The sequence below is a fragment of the Legionella gresilensis genome (genome assembly GCF_900639865.1).
Classification (GTDB): Bacteria; Pseudomonadota; Gammaproteobacteria; order Legionellales; family Legionellaceae; genus Legionella_C; species Legionella_C gresilensis.
In genome coordinates this window covers 223970-240341 of the sequence record NZ_CAAAHX010000005.1, presented here as the reverse complement: position 1 = coordinate 240341, position 16372 = coordinate 223970, and the positions used below count along the sequence as shown (strand labels likewise).

The following is a 16372-nucleotide window of genomic DNA, read 5'->3' as shown; positions in this document are numbered from 1 at the left end:
TAGATATAAGAGTTTAACTATTTCCATTCCATTATTATGTAATTTATTCCTCTACTATATTATATTACCTTTCCCTTAAGTAGGTGTTTCAAAATTATGCTCATAGTAGAAGGATATGTGTGATGAAGTATAACTTCGTATTTTTATTTGTAATGCTATTTCCATACTTAGCATTTGCTAACCTTGATTCCATTACTTGGAAAGGAATTTATTATCAAGCGATTCCCAATCGATCAGGAGTCACTGAAAGTTATTGCGAAGAACATACACTAGGCACTTTTATTCATGTAGTAAAAGACGCGCTTGTACATCCTATTATTACAAATAAGGGTATTAAGCTTGATCATGCTTCTTTTAATATGGATAAAATAGATGGCGTTTATCTTATTCACGGTAGTTTCTTAGCAACTGGCATGCAATGGCAAGATCGTATTTACTATTATTTATATAAATACAGCGAAGCAGGAATAACAAAAGGAATTTGGTATAGCAAGGATTGCAAGGGTTTATATAAAGGTATTGCCATTGAAAATAGAAATCATAAACTAAGTTAGCCTTATTAAGTATGTATGTAAGCAAGAATAGCGTTATCTTTAGTAAGATAAAAATTAATTAAAATTAATAAACATCTTAGTTTAGCTTTAAATTCCTTTATCAAACTTTATTGATTATTAATCCTTTTTTGCCCATTCAAGGAAAAATTCATTAATTTATACTACTACTAATATAATAAGACTTTATAAACAGTTAGCATGTATTTTAAGGGATAATGACAATGATTCCGCCAGAAATACCAGAAAATGAGGCTGAGCGTTTAGCAACACTTTATAAATTACAAATATTAGATACAGAGAGAGAAGAGCGCTTTGATCGGGTAACTCGTATTGCCTGTAAGCTTTTTGATGTTCCTATTGCTGTCATTTCCTTTTTAGAAGCTGAACGCCAATGGATGAAATCAACGCAAGGGTTTGATATCAAAGAGGCGGTAAGAAAAACATCATTTTGTGGTCATGTTATCCTTTCAGATGAAATTATGGTTGTTGAAGATACAATGAAAGATAAACGTTTTTATGATAATCCGTTTGTCGTTGGCAAACCCAATTTCAGATTTTATGTAGGCTGCCCTTTGAAAATAAACAAATGTAATGTGGGCGTTATCTGTTTAATTGATGACAAGCCAAGGCTTATAAAAGACGTTGATCAAAATGTTGTTTATGACCTTGCTAAAATGGTTGAAATGGAGTTGGAATCATTACAGTTAGCTATTACTGATGAACTAACAGGCTTATCTAATCGGCGTGGTTTTTTAAAAATAGCCAATTATTTATTTCAAAAATGTCAACGAGAAAACCAAGATTTTAATTTATTATTTTTTGATTTAGATAAATTTAAGCACATTAATGATCAATTTGGGCATGCAGAAGGTGATAAGGTATTAAAAACTTTCTCTAATTGCCTTCTTAAGAACTTTCGCTGTTATGATGTGATTGCACGTTTAGGCGGCGATGAGTTTTGTGTATTTTGTTCTAGCTTAAATTCAGCAGATGTAGCTAATATTAATCAACGCTTAAAAGACTCATTGAAATGTATAAGCACACAAGGTTACTCAATTGAATTTAGTGTTGGTAGTATTCAGTATAATCCAAAGGAACATCAAACGTTAGAAACGATGCTCTCGCTTGCTGATACAAAAATGTATGATGATAAAAAGGGTAAATAATTAAGATTTAAGGACTTTATAAAAACATTGGGTTAAGCAGAAATTTACTAAACAAGGTGATTAATTTATTATTGTTTATTTATTAATCCCTTTTTCTTTAGTATAGTATCTAAATCTACATTGATAATTTGAGGAATTTCTTCTGCCGTTAGCGGCTGACTATAAAGAAAGCCTTGGATTTCATTACAATGTAACGTCTTTAAAAAACTTAATTGCTCTATTGTTTCAACACCTTCAGCAACAATTATTAAATTTAAATTTTTTCCCATTGCAATGATGGCCTTGATAATTGAATTGCAGTTAGCTCTAGTTGGACAATCACGAATAAATATTTTATCAATCTTTATCTTATCAATTGAAAAATCTTTAAGGTAAGCAAAACTCGAATACCCTGTACCAAAGTCATCTATGGATATTTTTATATTCATTTTTCTCAATTGTTCAAGGGTAGTGAGTATATTTTCTTGATTGGCCATGAGCGTACTTTCCGTTAATTCAATAATTAAATATTTTGGATCTAAGTTATTTTCTTTTAAAAGATAGGCTAATGTATAAGGAAATGTTGGTTTACTTATCTGTATACCTGATACATTTATAGCAATTGGCATGAATTTAAGCCCTTTTTTTTGCCAAATTTTTGATTGCTTACACGCTTCTGTTAAGACCCACTCACCTATCTGGATTATTAAACCGTTTTCTTCTGCTAAAGGAATAAATTCTGAAGGCGCAATATGGCCCATCTTAGGGTGATACCAGCGTAGAAGAACTTCCAAGGAACAAATTGCACCATTACTTAAATCGATAATAGGCTGATAAACAAGATAAAATTGCTTTTTTTCAATGGCTAGATGTAATTGACTTAGAAGGGCTAATCGTCTTTTAGAATCTTTACTAAACTCTTTTCTATAAATAGAATAAGAATTTCGCCCTTGTTTTTTTGCCCAATACATCGCAAGATCTGCCTTTTTTAAAAGGCTTGATGGTAATTTACCGTGTTTAGGATAAATGCTTATGCCCATGCTTACAGTAATAAAAACATTATTTAAGCCAATTTTAACTGGATTTAGTAAGCAATGATGGATGTATTGAACAAGGTTAGGTATTTCATCTGCTGTTTGGACTAGACAAAAAATAACAAATTCATCTCCACCAAAGCGAAAAACAGTATCGGTTTCACGCAAACTAAGTACTAATTTTTTTGCCACCTGACGTAATAAAATATCGCCTGCCTCATGGCCTAGATTATCATTAATACTTTTGAAGTTATCGAGATCGATAAATAAAACTGCTAAATATAAATTAAAGCGTTTTGCATACTTTATCTCTTGGGAAAGACTTTTAGTTAGTTGAGCTCTATTTGGTAAACCTGTCAAATTATCATGAGTTGCTTGAAATATTAGTCGTTCTTCCATTACTTTACGTTCAGTAATTTCATGAAAAGTCCATACTCGTCCAATAATTTTATTTTCTAATTTATGAGGCTTACCATAACGTTCAAATCGTTTGCCGTTTACAAAATTTAACTCATCAAAACTATCTAGGTGTGGATGTTGTGTAATATATTCAAGTCTTTTAAGGAAATAATCAGGATCCTCAAGTTGCTTAACAGCTTTAGTCACTGCATCATCATGAGTATGGGTTTGAATAAACTCCGGCGTAAATTGCCAAATTTCTAGGAATCTTTGATTGTAATATTCAATCTTGTTATCAGAATTAACAACAAGTATCCCATCATCAGTAGATTCTAGAATGGCTTTTGTTACAGCAAGTGAATTTTTAAGCTCTTTCGATTTTGCTTTAATTTTATCATTTTGGTCTAATGAAGTTAAAAGAAGATTTTGATTGTTATAGGCAGCACTAAGTACTACCCATAAATAAAGTAGACCTAACAGACCTAACAAATTATAAAGATTACCTTGTAAGAAAAGCCAAAGAGTCAATGGTAAAAAAGCCAAAAAGAGAAAAAATGCATAAACTCCAAAAACAGGCGAGTATAAGTTATTAGATTCTGTAAATATTCCAAAAAGGATCATGATGGTAATAATTTGCTGAACACCTTCTTTACTTGGTAAAAGAAAGAGGCTGACAAAGCCCCAACCAAGTCCTGAACCAAAAACGCCTAAGCAAAATAAATTTAACCAAAATTGATATGAAAAATTTTTTTTATTTTTATAATAAAAGATAAGTAGAATACCTCGGCCTATTTCTGAAATTAAATACATATATAAAAGCCAAACTATAATTAAAGAACGACTACTTATATTCCATAAAGCCACACTTAGCCCTGTAACTGCTAGGCATTCAGCAATTAATATAAAGTAGGATAGTTGTTTATAAAGAAATTGAACTTGTTCATCACGAACTTTTTCGCATAGAAGATGAACAGTAAAATTACTTAAAAAATAGTTATAGAACGGCCTTTTTTTCATTAATTCAATTTTCCTTAATAAAATTAATAAATTATGGTTAGACCATAACCATTTAAATTATAGAATCTTTTAGAAAAATTATTTCGGCTCTTTCAAATTAAAGTATAGCGTTAATATTAAATTTCAATTAATCATAAGAATTGGCAATCATCTTTTTATGGAATAAAAGCAACTATGATTAGCCTGTTTAAACAACTAGAGAATTCTAATTAAAACGGCTAATTTATCTATTTGCTTTAAGCATAAGTTCTATCTAGGCTGTTTTTTAGATATAGGCGTTTTATGTATAGCGGCAACTTTTAAACAATCATCTGCTTTTTTATCTTTAACAATAGTTAGTTCTACATTGATATTTTTTATTTGATGAGCTAATGCGCTTCGATAGTTAATAATCAAGGGTAAGCTTACAGTCCAGCTATTAGAGCTTTTTCGTAAAAATAAAGGTGTATCCTTTAAACCAACACTGGAAACTAGTTTTTTATTAACTATTTCTTTAAGATTATCATTTAAATTAAATTCTTTTTTATAATTAAGCCAAGCTGACTTTGTAAAATAAGCTTGTGCTTTTCCTTGAGTAGGGTTTACAAAGTTAAGGTTATAAGTTTGTAGCATTACTTCATAAGCCCAGCTTGCTATTTTGGTATCATTATCTAAACGGGGGCAGGCGTTATTAGAAAAACTTGTAAAGGGCAACAATAAACAAGCACTTGTAATTAATCTTTTTATATTACTAAATCGAACTTGCATAATTACCACCTAAAGGTTAAATATTTGCTTATTTGCTCATAAATAATTACAAATTATTTAATAATTTGCAAATAGACTTTATATTTATTTTTAAAATAATTCTATTAGGAAGGGGGATATCGACTTGGTTAATAAAAACCAGATTTAATTAGGCAATAAGATTTTAGTCTTTAATTTTTTAATTTGACTTAACTATATTCTTGTAAAATAATCCAAAATCATCGTTTATTTCGATTACCTTTGGAACGTTAATCAGTTAAGGAAAGTTATGATTGTTATCTTCGTTCATGGTTGGAGTGTGACGCATACCAATACTTACGGAGAGCTTCCGCAATGGCTTGAAAGTCAGAGCAAAAACCTTGATATTCAAGTGGGCAATATCTACCTTGGTCATTATATTAGCTTTAATGATACAGTAACCGTTGATGATATAGCACGTGCCTTTGATCATGCAGTGCGTAATGAAATTATTGATAAGCTGCGTGAGGGTGAGTGTTTTGCTTGTATTACTCACTCTACAGGTGGCCCCGTTATTCGTAAATGGATGGATTTATATTTTAAAAATAATCTTGCCGAATGTCCCTTAAGTCATCTTATTATGTTAGCGCCTGCTAACCACGGATCAGCACTTGCTCAACTTGGTAAATCCCGATTAGGCCGTATAAAAAGTTTTTTTGAAGGTATTGAACCGGGCCAGCATGTACTTAATTGGCTTGAGCTTGGTAGCGATATGAGTTGGCAACTTAATGAAAGTTGGCTTGACTATGATTGCACTGCTAATGGTATTTATGCCTTTGTACTTACAGGTCAGAAAATTGATCGCCAACTTTATGATGCTGTTAACTCCTATACCGGGGAAGTTGGCTCTGATGGTATTGTTCGTGTAACTGCTGCAAATATGAATTATAGCCTATTAAGGTTACATCAAGAGGGAAGTAATGGTGAGAATCTTATTGTCACTAACTTGGCGCGGACAAAGCCAATGGCATTTGGCATTTTGCCTGGCTGCTCACATTCCGGTAAAAAAATGGGAATTATTCGTAGTATTACTATGGCCAATGCCGCCACTCATCCTACAGTTATTTGGATCTTGCGATGCCTTCAAGTAAGAAATCAGGCATCCTATAATTTAATAGCAAAAGAGCTAGATAAACTTACGCAAGAAACTCAAGAAATTGAACATACAGAAATTGTGAATACCCTTATCTATCAGCGCAAGTATATCACTAATCGCTACTCAATGATTATATTTCGACTTATTGATGACAGGGGCAATCATCTTGATGATTATGAGCTTTATCTAACAGCTGGACCTAAATATAGTGAGTATGAACTTCCTACTGGTTTCTTCGTAGACCGCCAGCGAAACCAGTATAATCGAGGAAAACTAACTTATTATCTTGACTACGATATTATGGAAACCGGAATTAATACGCCAAAGATGCAAGGTAATCTTGGCTTTCGTATTAAGGCACATCCTGAGTCAAGTGACCGAGCCCTTGCTTATTACAAAGTACTTGATTTTCATTCCTCACTTGCTGACATTAACAAAATTCTTCATCCGAATGAAACAGTAATGGTTGAAATTATGCTCCAGCGAAGAGTAGATAGTACGGTTTCTCGTATTACCAATAATCTTACGCCAGCAAAAATTAGTTGGAAGCCAACCGGTCAAAAGGTAGATTAATATTTATAAATGTCTTACCTATCAATAGATGTACTTAAAAAATTAATTCCACCAATAGATTACTGCATTTAAATATGTGGCAAAAAATAACCATAAAATGTAGGGAATAAATAGTATGCCTATAAAGGTATTCTTATTTATTAGCTTATAGCCAAGAATCAAATTTAAAAGAGTTAATGATGTGATCCATATTAAACTAAAACCTAATAAGTGATAGTGAAAGAAAATAGGTGTCCATAACCAGTTCATTAACATTTGTATTACATATAAGTACCACATAGTTCTTTGGGCAGAATTAGGGTTAGTTTTTTTATTTTTCCAAATGGACCATCCAACAATAGCTAAAACTGCATAGAGTAAAGACCAAACAATACTAAAAATAATAGGCGGTGGCGTTAAATTTGACTTAATTAGTTTATCATACCAAGGTTGTATATTACTCTTGGTTAACTGCCCTAGCAAAAACCCAATGGCTTCGTAGATAATAATCCATAGTCCAACTTTCCAAAAATCTTTTTTAAGCAAAATTTACCCTTAAATAGCATTAGTTTATTTTGATAATTTAGTATTCTGCTAAATTGCAAATTTATTTTTTTAAACCATAGCCTGTTTTAAAAATCCAGCCAATGATACAAAGACAGATTACTGTGAATGCACAAATCATTATCACACTCGTAGCAAGGCTAACATCACCACGCTCATGAAAACTCCATCGAAATCCGCTTACTAAATAGACCACTGGATTTAGTAATGAAAATTTATACCAAAAGGGAGGGAGCATGTTGATTGAATAAAAACTCCCGCCTAGAAAGGACAAGGGCGTTAGAATTAAAAGTGGAATAATTTGTAATTTCTCAAAGCCATCCGCCCAAATTCCAATAATAAAACCCAGCAAACTAAAAGTTACACTAGTCATTACTAAAAAAAAGATCATCCACAATGGATGGGCAACACGTAATGGTACAAAGAATAAGGAAGTTACAAGTACAATCACGCCAATGATTATCGACTTAGTAGCAGCTGCTCCCACATAGCCTAGCACAACTTCAAAAAAAGACAAAGGTGCAGTTAGAATTTCATAAATAGTGCCAGTGAAACGAGGAAAATAAATACCAAAAGAAGCATTTGATACACTCTCTCCAAGTACGGTCAGCATAATCAGTCCGGGCACAATAAACGCACCATAAGGAATATTGTCAATGGCACGCATATGTGGACCAAGTGCTGCTCCAAACACTATAAAATAAAGTACAGTTGAGATAACAGGAGCAGCAATACTTTGCCCTAATGTTCGTAAAGTTCTTTGCATTTCGAAATTATAAATTGCTTGAATGCCGCGAATGTTCATTTTGCCTCGACTAATTTAATGAAAATTTCTTCCAAATTGCTTTGACGACTATAAATGTCTTTAGGCCGAATACGTTGTGAGTGGAGATCATCTAGAAAATCTGCAATATCATTCCCAATGTCATTGTTATAAGTCAAAATAAGCTTGCTACCCTTTTCAACCAGGGTAAGAGGATATTTCTTCAACTCTTCAGGAATAATCTCCAAGGGTTCACGCAGTACGAAAATCATTTGTCGTTTACCCATTTTTTTCATGAGTGTTTTCTTATCTTCGGTAAGAATCAAATTGCCATTATTAATAATGCCAATCCGATCTGACATTTCTTGCGCTTCTTCTATGTAATGCGTTGTAAGGATAATAGTGACACCTGTTTCCCGCAGGCTTCGCACCTGTTTCCACATTGATTTGCGTAATTCCACATCAACGCCTGCTGTAGGTTCATCGAGAAATAAAATGTCTGGTTCGTGTGATAATGCTTTGGCAATCATTACTCTTCGCTTCATACCACCCGATAAATGCCGAATTTGCTCATTTTTTTTATTCCAAAGAGAAAGGCGCTTTAATACATCTTCGATGTAAGCGGGATTACGAGGTTTATTAAATAAACCTCTGCTAAACATCACCGTTCGCCATACTGACTCAAACGCATCAGTTGCTAATTCTTGTGGCACAAGACCAATGGCCGCACGCGCTTTACGATACTCCTGGATATGATCATACCCCGCTACAGTAATAGTCCCGCTACTAGGTCTAGCAATACCGCATATAGTATTAATCAGGGTGGTTTTACCAGCACCATTTGGGCCTAGAAGCGCAAAAATCTCACCACAATTGATTTCTAGATTGATATCACTGAGTGCTTTAAAGCCGTTGCTATAGATTTTGCTAAGCGATTTAATATTGATGGCAGGGACGTTAAGCATTAAAAAGTTTGCTCCATTTAATAAAATTAATCGTATTCAACTATAAAATTACCAAGCAAGAATGTTATAGAGTGCAAAGTATATGGCATTATTTGAGCTAAATTTAGCTTCCTGGTAACGTTTCTTTATTCATGATGAAGAATAAGATAGATAATTATATCGGTTATAAGAATCTAGCACTATGCATTAGCCAAGTATTCTCTCAAAGTACGAGCTAATCGATTAGGTTTCTTAGCATACCAAGCATTTAAAGCTAAAATATCAACACAGTGCATAAAGTGATAATTAGCACAGGCAGCATAGATAGGCCATAACATTTTAGATAGCTTATATATTTGTAATAGTTTAGCCCTTGGCCACAAATCTAGCCAATTTGTAGTACAGGCGTCTAACATTTTATTCCATATATAATCCTGTTCTTTCACGCCATGATGTATGGTGGTTTGATGTAAAAAATGATGTAGAGAAAAAAATGGATGTGAAATAGCCAGCTCTCCTAAATCAATCATGGTAAATTGCTGTGTTTTAGGATTAATTAAAATATTGTTTGTGTTGAAATCAGGCTGAACTACCGTTTCACAGATGCCATATTGCGATAACTCATGTACTTGTTCTGCTACAAGAGGACTTAAATAATTTAATTTATCTAGCTCCTTATCTTCCATCCCATCAGCTTTTAAAAATTCCTTATCATTGATTATTTTCGCATACAAGCTGGGTATTTGATTTAAGCGCCAATCCGGAATAGTAAGATTGAGAAGCGCTTCAATCTTATCTTCAGTGGAACGCTGAAAATTAGTGAAATGCTTAATGGCTTTACATAATAATTCCGTTTTACCTTCTTCGCTTATATAGGTACGCAAGGTCAGTCCGGCATCTTGCATAAGAAAACAATGTAAATCAGAATGGTTGGCAATAATAGTAGGCACGCTTGCTTTACATCGATGAGCCAGACACTTAATAATGTTAGCTTCATTAGCTAGTAATGGCGCTGGTTGTTTTAAATATACATCACCATGCGAGGTAGGTAAGCGAATAACATTAGACCAAGGCGTTTCTTGAATTATTTCAGGTTGCGCTACCAAAAAATAACCGTTAGAAGTTAAATAATCAGTTGCCCAATTGATAATATCTAAATGATTTGTCATTTCAACATAAACACTAATTAATAGTATTAATCATATATAGAGAATAGGCTATTCATCAATATTATGAGATTATTGAACATTGAAAGCTGTAATTTTTAGACATAATCAAGTAATACGAAAGTGTAGCCCGGGTGCAACGAAGTGAAACCTACGTGATGGTCCTACAGACTTTCATCGAGACTACGCTTGTTTAGGAATTAATTTAATGAAACAAGAACGATTGATATCTCATATTATTTCTCCTATGACAATTAAAAGCACTACTCAAAAAATTAAAGAGAGAATTAAGAAGCAAGGAGATAAACCTTATATAAGCGTTCTCGCTCAAATTGAGATCCTTGACCAGTTAAATCAATTTGATTTTGGACAGTATTTATTACAAAACCAAGGTATTAATGGTTACTGGACACATTATATGTTAACTCATCCATGGTGGGGACGAAAAACAGGAAAAAATAACCGTGGCGAACCTCTAACAAAACTAGAAGATTTCTTGCTAAATCGTGCACCAACAATACTTGCGACACAACAACGCTTCGAAATCTTTTTAAGAGAAAATCAAAAAAGAGTAAAAAACCATGCGAAATTAGCCTGTATTCCTTCTGGGATGATGGGAGAACTTCTTTATCTAGATTATAAGAGTATAGATGACATCCTTTTAACAGGCGTTGATTATGATTCAAATACTTTAAATGATGCGAAAGTCCTTGCAGAGAAACAAGGGCTAGCCAATTTTATCCAATTGGTTCAACAAGATGCTTGGAATCTTAGTTTTCAAGGTGAGTTCGATTTGATTTCAAGTAATGGATTAAATATTTATGAACCTGACGATGAAAAAGTAACTGAGTTATATCGCCAATTTTACAAAGCTTTAAAACCTGATGGTCAACTAGTAGCAAGTTTCTTAACGTATCCACCAACTTTAACAAAAAACTGTGAATGGGATTTATCTAAAGTTAATCAAAGTGATTTACTAACTCAAAAAATTATTTTTGCTGATATTATCGAAGCAAAATTTCAATGCTATCGATCATCAGAGCAAACGAAAGAGCAGTTAATTACTGCAGGCTTTAAAAATGCAGAGTTTATATATGATGAGGCAAAAATGTTTCCAACGGTTGTTGCATATAAATAATAAAATAAAAAATTTATACAAAAGACAAAGTGAATATTGTATTGCTTCTAAGCCTATTATAAAGTCACCAAAGCTTTATAAATGACAATTAAAGGAGTTAGGAATGCGAGCTAATAAAGAAAGTGGTTTCTTTGCTGCTGTTACAGAAGGGTTTGCCGCACTTTCTGAAAAAAATGCAATTAAAGCATTTTGCAATAATTCAAAAACGTTTAAAACCATGCAAAAAGATTCATTATCAAGCGGAGATTCTAGACGTAACCAAGCGTTTATTAAAGCAATAAGAGAGGCCGACACGTTTTCTGATATGCTTCCACTTATTGATAACTTTCATCCAAGTATTGAAAAAGAATCTATGGCTATGCAAGCAGTCATCAAAACAGTCATGTTTTTTGGTGGTTATGTTAATAGTGATATCGATTTTATGTATCACTTATCGACTTTGAGAAAGGAAATTATTAATTATGCAGTTGAGAATGGTTATGCTATAAATTACCATCAAGATAGCTCTTGTACGGTTTAACTTAAGTTATAAGTCTCTAAATCAGAATAATAATCAAAATTCGTCACATAATAATCTTCATGCGATGAGATAATCACCTCATCGTATAATTAGTAATGGTTATAAGGTAAAAATAAGCCATCGTAGCCCTGATGCAGCGTAGCGCAATCAAGACTTCATTCTCCAATATAACATACAGAACTCAGACTATGTTTACTGAATATATGTTTTTTCTCTAATGCATGTCCATTAAAAATTTAATCTTTATTGTTAAAAGTTAGATTGATTTTTCAAAACTTTTTGCTTGTTAGCAGTATGGCGTAATAGAGCATTCCTATTGATGCTATTAAATCATTCGATTTTTAATCACCGTCTTTCTTTGTTATCGTCGATTAATGTTTTTACTTTTGGCACAAAACTTGATGAAAAATCAAGTTTAATAATATTGTTAATTTTTTCATTAAGCACCGTTAATAACGCCAAAATTAGCTCTGTAAAGAATAAAAAAGAAGGGATTCGTTTATTTAAATATTAAACAGGGGTAAAAATTAAATGAGGACAACAATTAAATCTGTTTTAGAAGGAGTTGGATCCGGCAACGGAGCTTGGCCTATATTCGGTATTTTAAGTGCTGTCTTTAATTTAGCGATTGGTGGAACAACAGCGTTTATATTAGGTAGTATTTGTGGTAGTGCATTTTTACTTATCAGTATTCCAATAGCGTATAAAAGCTATCAAAACATGAAAATGCAGCAGCAAGAGTTAGAAAGAAAAAGAGAAAGGTATGAAAACCTACTATTAGATAATTTAACTGCGCTTCTAATTACAATGCAGCAATCTAAAATGTTAAATACAGAAACTGCTTTTACTAATTTACTAGAAGAGAAGGCAATTGAACTAGAACACTTAGATAGGGATAAATTATTTACACGTTTCTTGCAATCTCTAAGTTCTACCACGATCTGTAACACATCTAATCAATTAGATCCTAGATTATTTAATCAGTTATTACGAAAATATATTAATCAATTTTTAATTAATGAGATAAATATAAAATCTTATTCTTCTCAAGAAATAAAAAAAATAAATGAAGCTGCATTTCAAAGTTTTATCGGTACATTTGGCACCTTAGTTGGAGGGTCTGCAGGTGTGGTGGGAATGTTAGTAGGTTTAGGATTAATGGCAGGCCTTAGTGTTATGCCTTGGGTTGGAATTACAGTTCTAATTATCGCAACAGTAGCTGCTGTTTATATGGCTGATGTAGCAGCACGAAATACGGAATTAAATATTTCTAAAGCAGATTGGTGCAAACAGATAAAAAACTTAAGTAATACAACATATAGATTGAATTGCGAGTTGCGAAAGCGAAGTAAGCCTAGTCAGATGACAGTTCATGAACTCCAAACGGCTAAAGATTTAATGCCTAATACAACTATGATTAATGAAAACAAGCAAAAAATATATACACAAGCTATTTTAACTAAAAAACTAACTACTTTAAATCAAAGTACTACTAAAGCAAGTAGGTATTCTACCTATCCACAGACCATTTTTAGTGGTAATAGTGCTCTTAAAGAAGAGGATTTCGAAATAGAACTTCTTTCCCAAAAGACCTTTTTGCATTAGAGTAAATTGTCGCATTGAGGTATTCAATGAGTCATTTTTCATTTAATCTTAATTAGTCGAAACAGTATTAAAAGTAGAATAACAATTAATTTACTTGGACGTTGATGGCAAGACCAACTAGTTTTATATATTACGTAATTATAGGATTTTTATTCTTATCTAAACCATTGCATGCTTCTTTTATTGAGCAAACACTTGGAACAGCTGTCGTTAAAGATGCCACAGCTGTCTATTTTAACCCAGCTGCATTAACTATTATACCTAAGCCACAATTTATTGCTCTAGGCACATTGGCAAGGGCGCAGTTTCATTTTACAGGAAGCGCGCAGAAACTACCTACCGGGATTAGCGAAAACGGGGAAACCACAACAAAGTCCAATTTTTACTTACCCGCTATTTACGTTAGCATCCCTATAAGTAAAAAATTTGCTACCGGTGTTGCTATTGTTGCTAATGATTTTAATCGTGACTTAGATGGTCATTCTATTCTTCGCTATTTTCAAGCTCGTAATCAAACGAATAATTTAGATTTAGTTCCAGCAATGGGCATTAAAATAAATGAATACCTCGCTATAGGAGGCAACCTTAATTTCTCTTATGCACATTTTATTCAAGAGCCTCTTTCATCAGGTTTAACCCGCTTAAATATTCCTGAAAGCCGTAGTCTAAACGATAGTACAGGACGAAGTGTAGGTGGTGATTTCGGGATTTTAATTAAGCCTGACAAAAAAACAGCCTTGGGATTTAATTATCGTAGCGCTATTACTTATCATTTACATGGGATGAGTACAATTACGGGTTTACCTAGTATTTCTTCGAATAATTATCATTTTAAGTACTGGACACCCGCTAGAAATGTATTGTCACTTAGTCATTTTCTAAACGAAAAATTGGGTTTCATAGGGACTGTTCAATATCTGCAGTGGGATATTTTTAAAAAGGCTTATATTTACAATTTTGCCACCCAGTCAGAGTCGCGAATCTTTATCAATCCGCAAGCCCGTATCAATTATAACTTTCATAATAGTTGGCTTTTGACTTTAGGAACTATTTATAATATTTCAACTAAATGGATAGTTAGGGTGGCGACTACCTATAATCAATCACCTTCTAATGGAAAGTATCAAATAAGCACAGGTGATAGTTTAGTTGTCGGTTCTTCTATTGGGTATCAGCTAATGAAAAATCTTGCATTAGATGGTAGTTATGGTCATGCCTTTTTCAAGAAGCAGAATATTGATATCAAGACAACGCAAAATATTTTAACCGGTATAAATAAAGGCACACATGATGCTTTTTCACTTAAATTAACTTTAACAGCTTAAGAGATAGTAAGCATCTTATTTGATTTTCAACTTAAGTTAATTAAGTAGGTCTTGCTAAAAGTTAGTCCTATCCAATTAAATATCTAGTTACCAAGCGATCACATCGCCCTCATAAGTAAGTAGTTTTTCTGCGTGACTATGAGCAAATTCTTTTTCTGCTTGTTTAAGAATTTTTGCCACACTAGTTTTTACATCAATTGGCGCATCTGGCCCACCCATTGCTGTTCTTACCCACCCTGGATGAATTAGCATGACATGAATGCCTTTATTTTGAACATCTATAGCAAAACTACGCATGACACAATTTAGAGCTGCTTTACTGGCACGATAAGCATAAGATTTACCGCGCTCATTTTCAGCAATACTTCCCATAGCTGAACTAATCACTAAAATATTTTTTTCGTCACTCATCTCTATATTTGTTAACAAGGCATCACTTAATTTCACAACGCCGATACAATTTACATTGATAACTTCAAGAAAGTTTTTTCTATCAATATTGCCTATAGTTACGCCTTGCTCACCACTTGTACCGGCATTATTTACAAGCAAATCAATAGGTCTGTTATTTAAAGTCTTTTTTAAAGAGGCTATATCTTTGTCGCTGGTTACATCTAATTGAATCAATTCATCAGCCAACGTCTCTAGTTCACTTGCCTTTGATGGGTTACGGCAACATCCTATAATATAATACTCTTTTTCTTTAAGCTGACGAGCAAATTCCAAACCCAGTCCTTTATTGGCACCAGTAATAAGTGCAGTTTTCATATAAATCTCCTTAAAATTTGCTTAAGACTAAAAAACTAAATTTTATAATGCTTTTGATGTTAAATATAATAGTATATGGCTTTGTCTTATGAAACTTTTCTATCATTTATACAATAGGAGTCTCTTATAAAGACTATGGTTGAGCAAAAAATCAAAGCAGTTTCAGCGGGATGGGAAGTACTCAAACAGTGGGGCGAAGATGTAGTTCGTATCGAACCACTTTCTGGTGGAGTCGCCAATGATGTATGGAGTGTGCGACTTCATGGGCGCCTCGCAGTCGCTCGTCTCGGCACTCGAAGCGATGCTGATCTTAAGTGGGAAACGGAGCTTCTTCAATACCTTAACCGTAAGGGTATGGCTGTGCCAGAGCCAATTCCAACGACTGATGGACGATTGTTCGCAAACGGTCTGGTCGTAATGACATATATGGAGGGTGAAGTGCCTAAGACAGAATTTGACTGGCGTTGCGTGGCCGATACACTTAGCCAATTGCATCGGTTGACACAAGGATGGCCACAACGTCCGGGTTGGCGCTCATCGACTGACTTCCTATACTCTAATACCGGAACAAGAATCGATCTTGGTGCGATGCCGCCTGAAGGCGTTGCGCGCTGCCGAGCAGCGTGGGCGCGACTCGTCGGACGGGAGACTTGTGTTGTCCACGGCGACCCCAATCCAAGCAATATCCGCATGACCGCAAATCGAGTTGCCCTAATTGATTGGGATGAGTCCCATGTCGATGTTCCTGATCTAGACTTAGTGTTACCCTATAACGCTGCTGATCTTGACGACAATAGATACGATATTGCCGCGCAGGCATCAGCTGCATGGGAAGCTGCGGTCTGCTGGGACGACGAATTCGCAGTCAAACGACTTAGCCAAGTTCGAGCAGTTTGAATAATATCTACATGAAAATAGTTTAAAAGAAAAAGAATAATATGAAAAACGGCAAAGTTAAAACTACAAGTAATAGTGGAGCAAGTATAAGTTCTCTATCAGTAATATCAAATATATACC

General features: G+C 33.8%; 15 protein-coding genes. 8 read left to right on the top strand and 7 right to left on the bottom strand.

From position 1 onward, the window contains the following. Window positions 1-122 precede the first annotated feature (122 nt). Window positions 123-554 carry a hypothetical protein gene (locus E1P04_RS08035; RefSeq protein WP_131782398.1) on the top strand — a complete coding sequence of 144 codons (432 nt, stop codon included), beginning with the start codon at window positions 123-125 and terminating at the stop codon, window positions 552-554. Between the two features lie 221 nt (window positions 555-775). After that, window positions 776-1720, top strand: a complete 945-nt coding sequence (locus E1P04_RS08030) for a sensor domain-containing diguanylate cyclase (RefSeq protein WP_131782397.1) — start codon at window positions 776-778, stop codon at window positions 1718-1720. A gap of 68 nt (window positions 1721-1788) precedes the next feature. On the opposite strand, the gene E1P04_RS08025 is transcribed toward E1P04_RS08030, so the two are convergent. Both E1P04_RS08025 and E1P04_RS08020 read right to left on the bottom strand, forming a co-directional pair. Next, window positions 1789-4149 carry a sensor domain-containing protein gene (locus tag E1P04_RS08025; RefSeq protein ID WP_131782396.1) on the bottom strand — a complete coding sequence of 787 codons (2361 nt, stop codon included), beginning with the start codon at window positions 4147-4149 and terminating at the stop codon, window positions 1789-1791. Window positions 4150-4398: 249 nt separating this feature from the next. Beyond that, entirely contained in the window at window positions 4399-4896 is a 498-nt protein-coding gene (locus E1P04_RS08020) for a DotI/IcmL family type IV secretion protein (RefSeq protein WP_131782395.1), read from the bottom strand. Between the two features lie 268 nt (window positions 4897-5164). On the opposite strand from E1P04_RS08020, the gene plaB reads away from it, so the two are divergent. After that, on the top strand, window positions 5165-6583 hold the full coding sequence (plaB, locus tag E1P04_RS08015; protein ID WP_131782394.1) for a phospholipase PlaB: 1419 nt from the start codon (window positions 5165-5167) through the stop codon (window positions 6581-6583). 42 nt (window positions 6584-6625) lie between these two features. Here plaB and E1P04_RS08010 read toward each other — a convergent pair whose 3' ends face one another. From E1P04_RS08010 to E1P04_RS07995, 4 genes are all read right to left on the bottom strand, one after another. Beyond that, window positions 6626-7108, bottom strand: coding sequence for a TspO/MBR family protein (locus E1P04_RS08010; protein ID WP_131782393.1), 483 nt, complete (start codon window positions 7106-7108; stop codon window positions 6626-6628). Window positions 7109-7169: 61 nt separating this feature from the next. Continuing rightward, window positions 7170-7931 carry an ABC transporter permease gene (locus tag E1P04_RS08005; protein ID WP_131782392.1) on the bottom strand — a complete coding sequence of 254 codons (762 nt, stop codon included), beginning with the start codon at window positions 7929-7931 and terminating at the stop codon, window positions 7170-7172. Continuing rightward, window positions 7928-8854, bottom strand: a complete 927-nt coding sequence (locus E1P04_RS08000) for an ABC transporter ATP-binding protein (protein ID WP_131782391.1) — start codon at window positions 8852-8854, stop codon at window positions 7928-7930. Before E1P04_RS08000 ends, E1P04_RS08005 begins: the two co-directional genes overlap by 4 nt. Before the next feature lie 179 nt (window positions 8855-9033). Then, the gene (locus tag E1P04_RS07995) at window positions 9034-10002 is read right to left on the bottom strand and encodes a hypothetical protein (RefSeq protein WP_131782390.1); all 969 of its coding nucleotides are present in this window, start codon (window positions 10000-10002) and stop codon (window positions 9034-9036) included. Window positions 10003-10207: 205 nt separating this feature from the next. Between E1P04_RS07995 and E1P04_RS07990 the strand changes: the two genes are divergently transcribed. The 4 genes from E1P04_RS07990 (at window position 10208) to E1P04_RS07975 (ending at window position 14587) form a co-directional block, all read left to right on the top strand. Beyond that, entirely contained in the window at window positions 10208-11137 is a 930-nt protein-coding gene (locus E1P04_RS07990; protein WP_131782389.1) for a class I SAM-dependent methyltransferase, read from the top strand. A 103-nt stretch (window positions 11138-11240) separates the two neighbouring features. After that, window positions 11241-11657, top strand: coding sequence for a hypothetical protein (locus tag E1P04_RS07985; RefSeq protein WP_131782388.1), 417 nt, complete (start codon window positions 11241-11243; stop codon window positions 11655-11657). 531 nt (window positions 11658-12188) lie between these two features. Next, entirely contained in the window at window positions 12189-13262 is a 1074-nt protein-coding gene (locus E1P04_RS07980; RefSeq protein WP_131782387.1) for a hypothetical protein, read from the top strand. A gap of 104 nt (window positions 13263-13366) precedes the next feature. Beyond that, complete coding sequence (locus tag E1P04_RS07975; RefSeq protein WP_131782386.1) at window positions 13367-14587, top strand: OmpP1/FadL family transporter; 1221 nt, start codon at window positions 13367-13369, stop codon at window positions 14585-14587. 87 nt (window positions 14588-14674) lie between these two features. Here the strand turns inward: E1P04_RS07975 and E1P04_RS07970 are convergent, their stop codons facing one another. After that, window positions 14675-15355 (bottom strand): SDR family oxidoreductase, encoded by a 681-nt coding sequence (locus tag E1P04_RS07970; protein ID WP_131782385.1) that lies wholly within the window; start codon window positions 15353-15355, stop codon window positions 14675-14677. Between the two features lie 135 nt (window positions 15356-15490). Between E1P04_RS07970 and E1P04_RS07965 the strand changes: the two genes are divergently transcribed. Beyond that, window positions 15491-16252 (top strand): phosphotransferase, encoded by a 762-nt coding sequence (locus E1P04_RS07965; protein ID WP_131782384.1) that lies wholly within the window; start codon window positions 15491-15493, stop codon window positions 16250-16252. Window positions 16253-16372 lie beyond the last annotated feature (120 nt).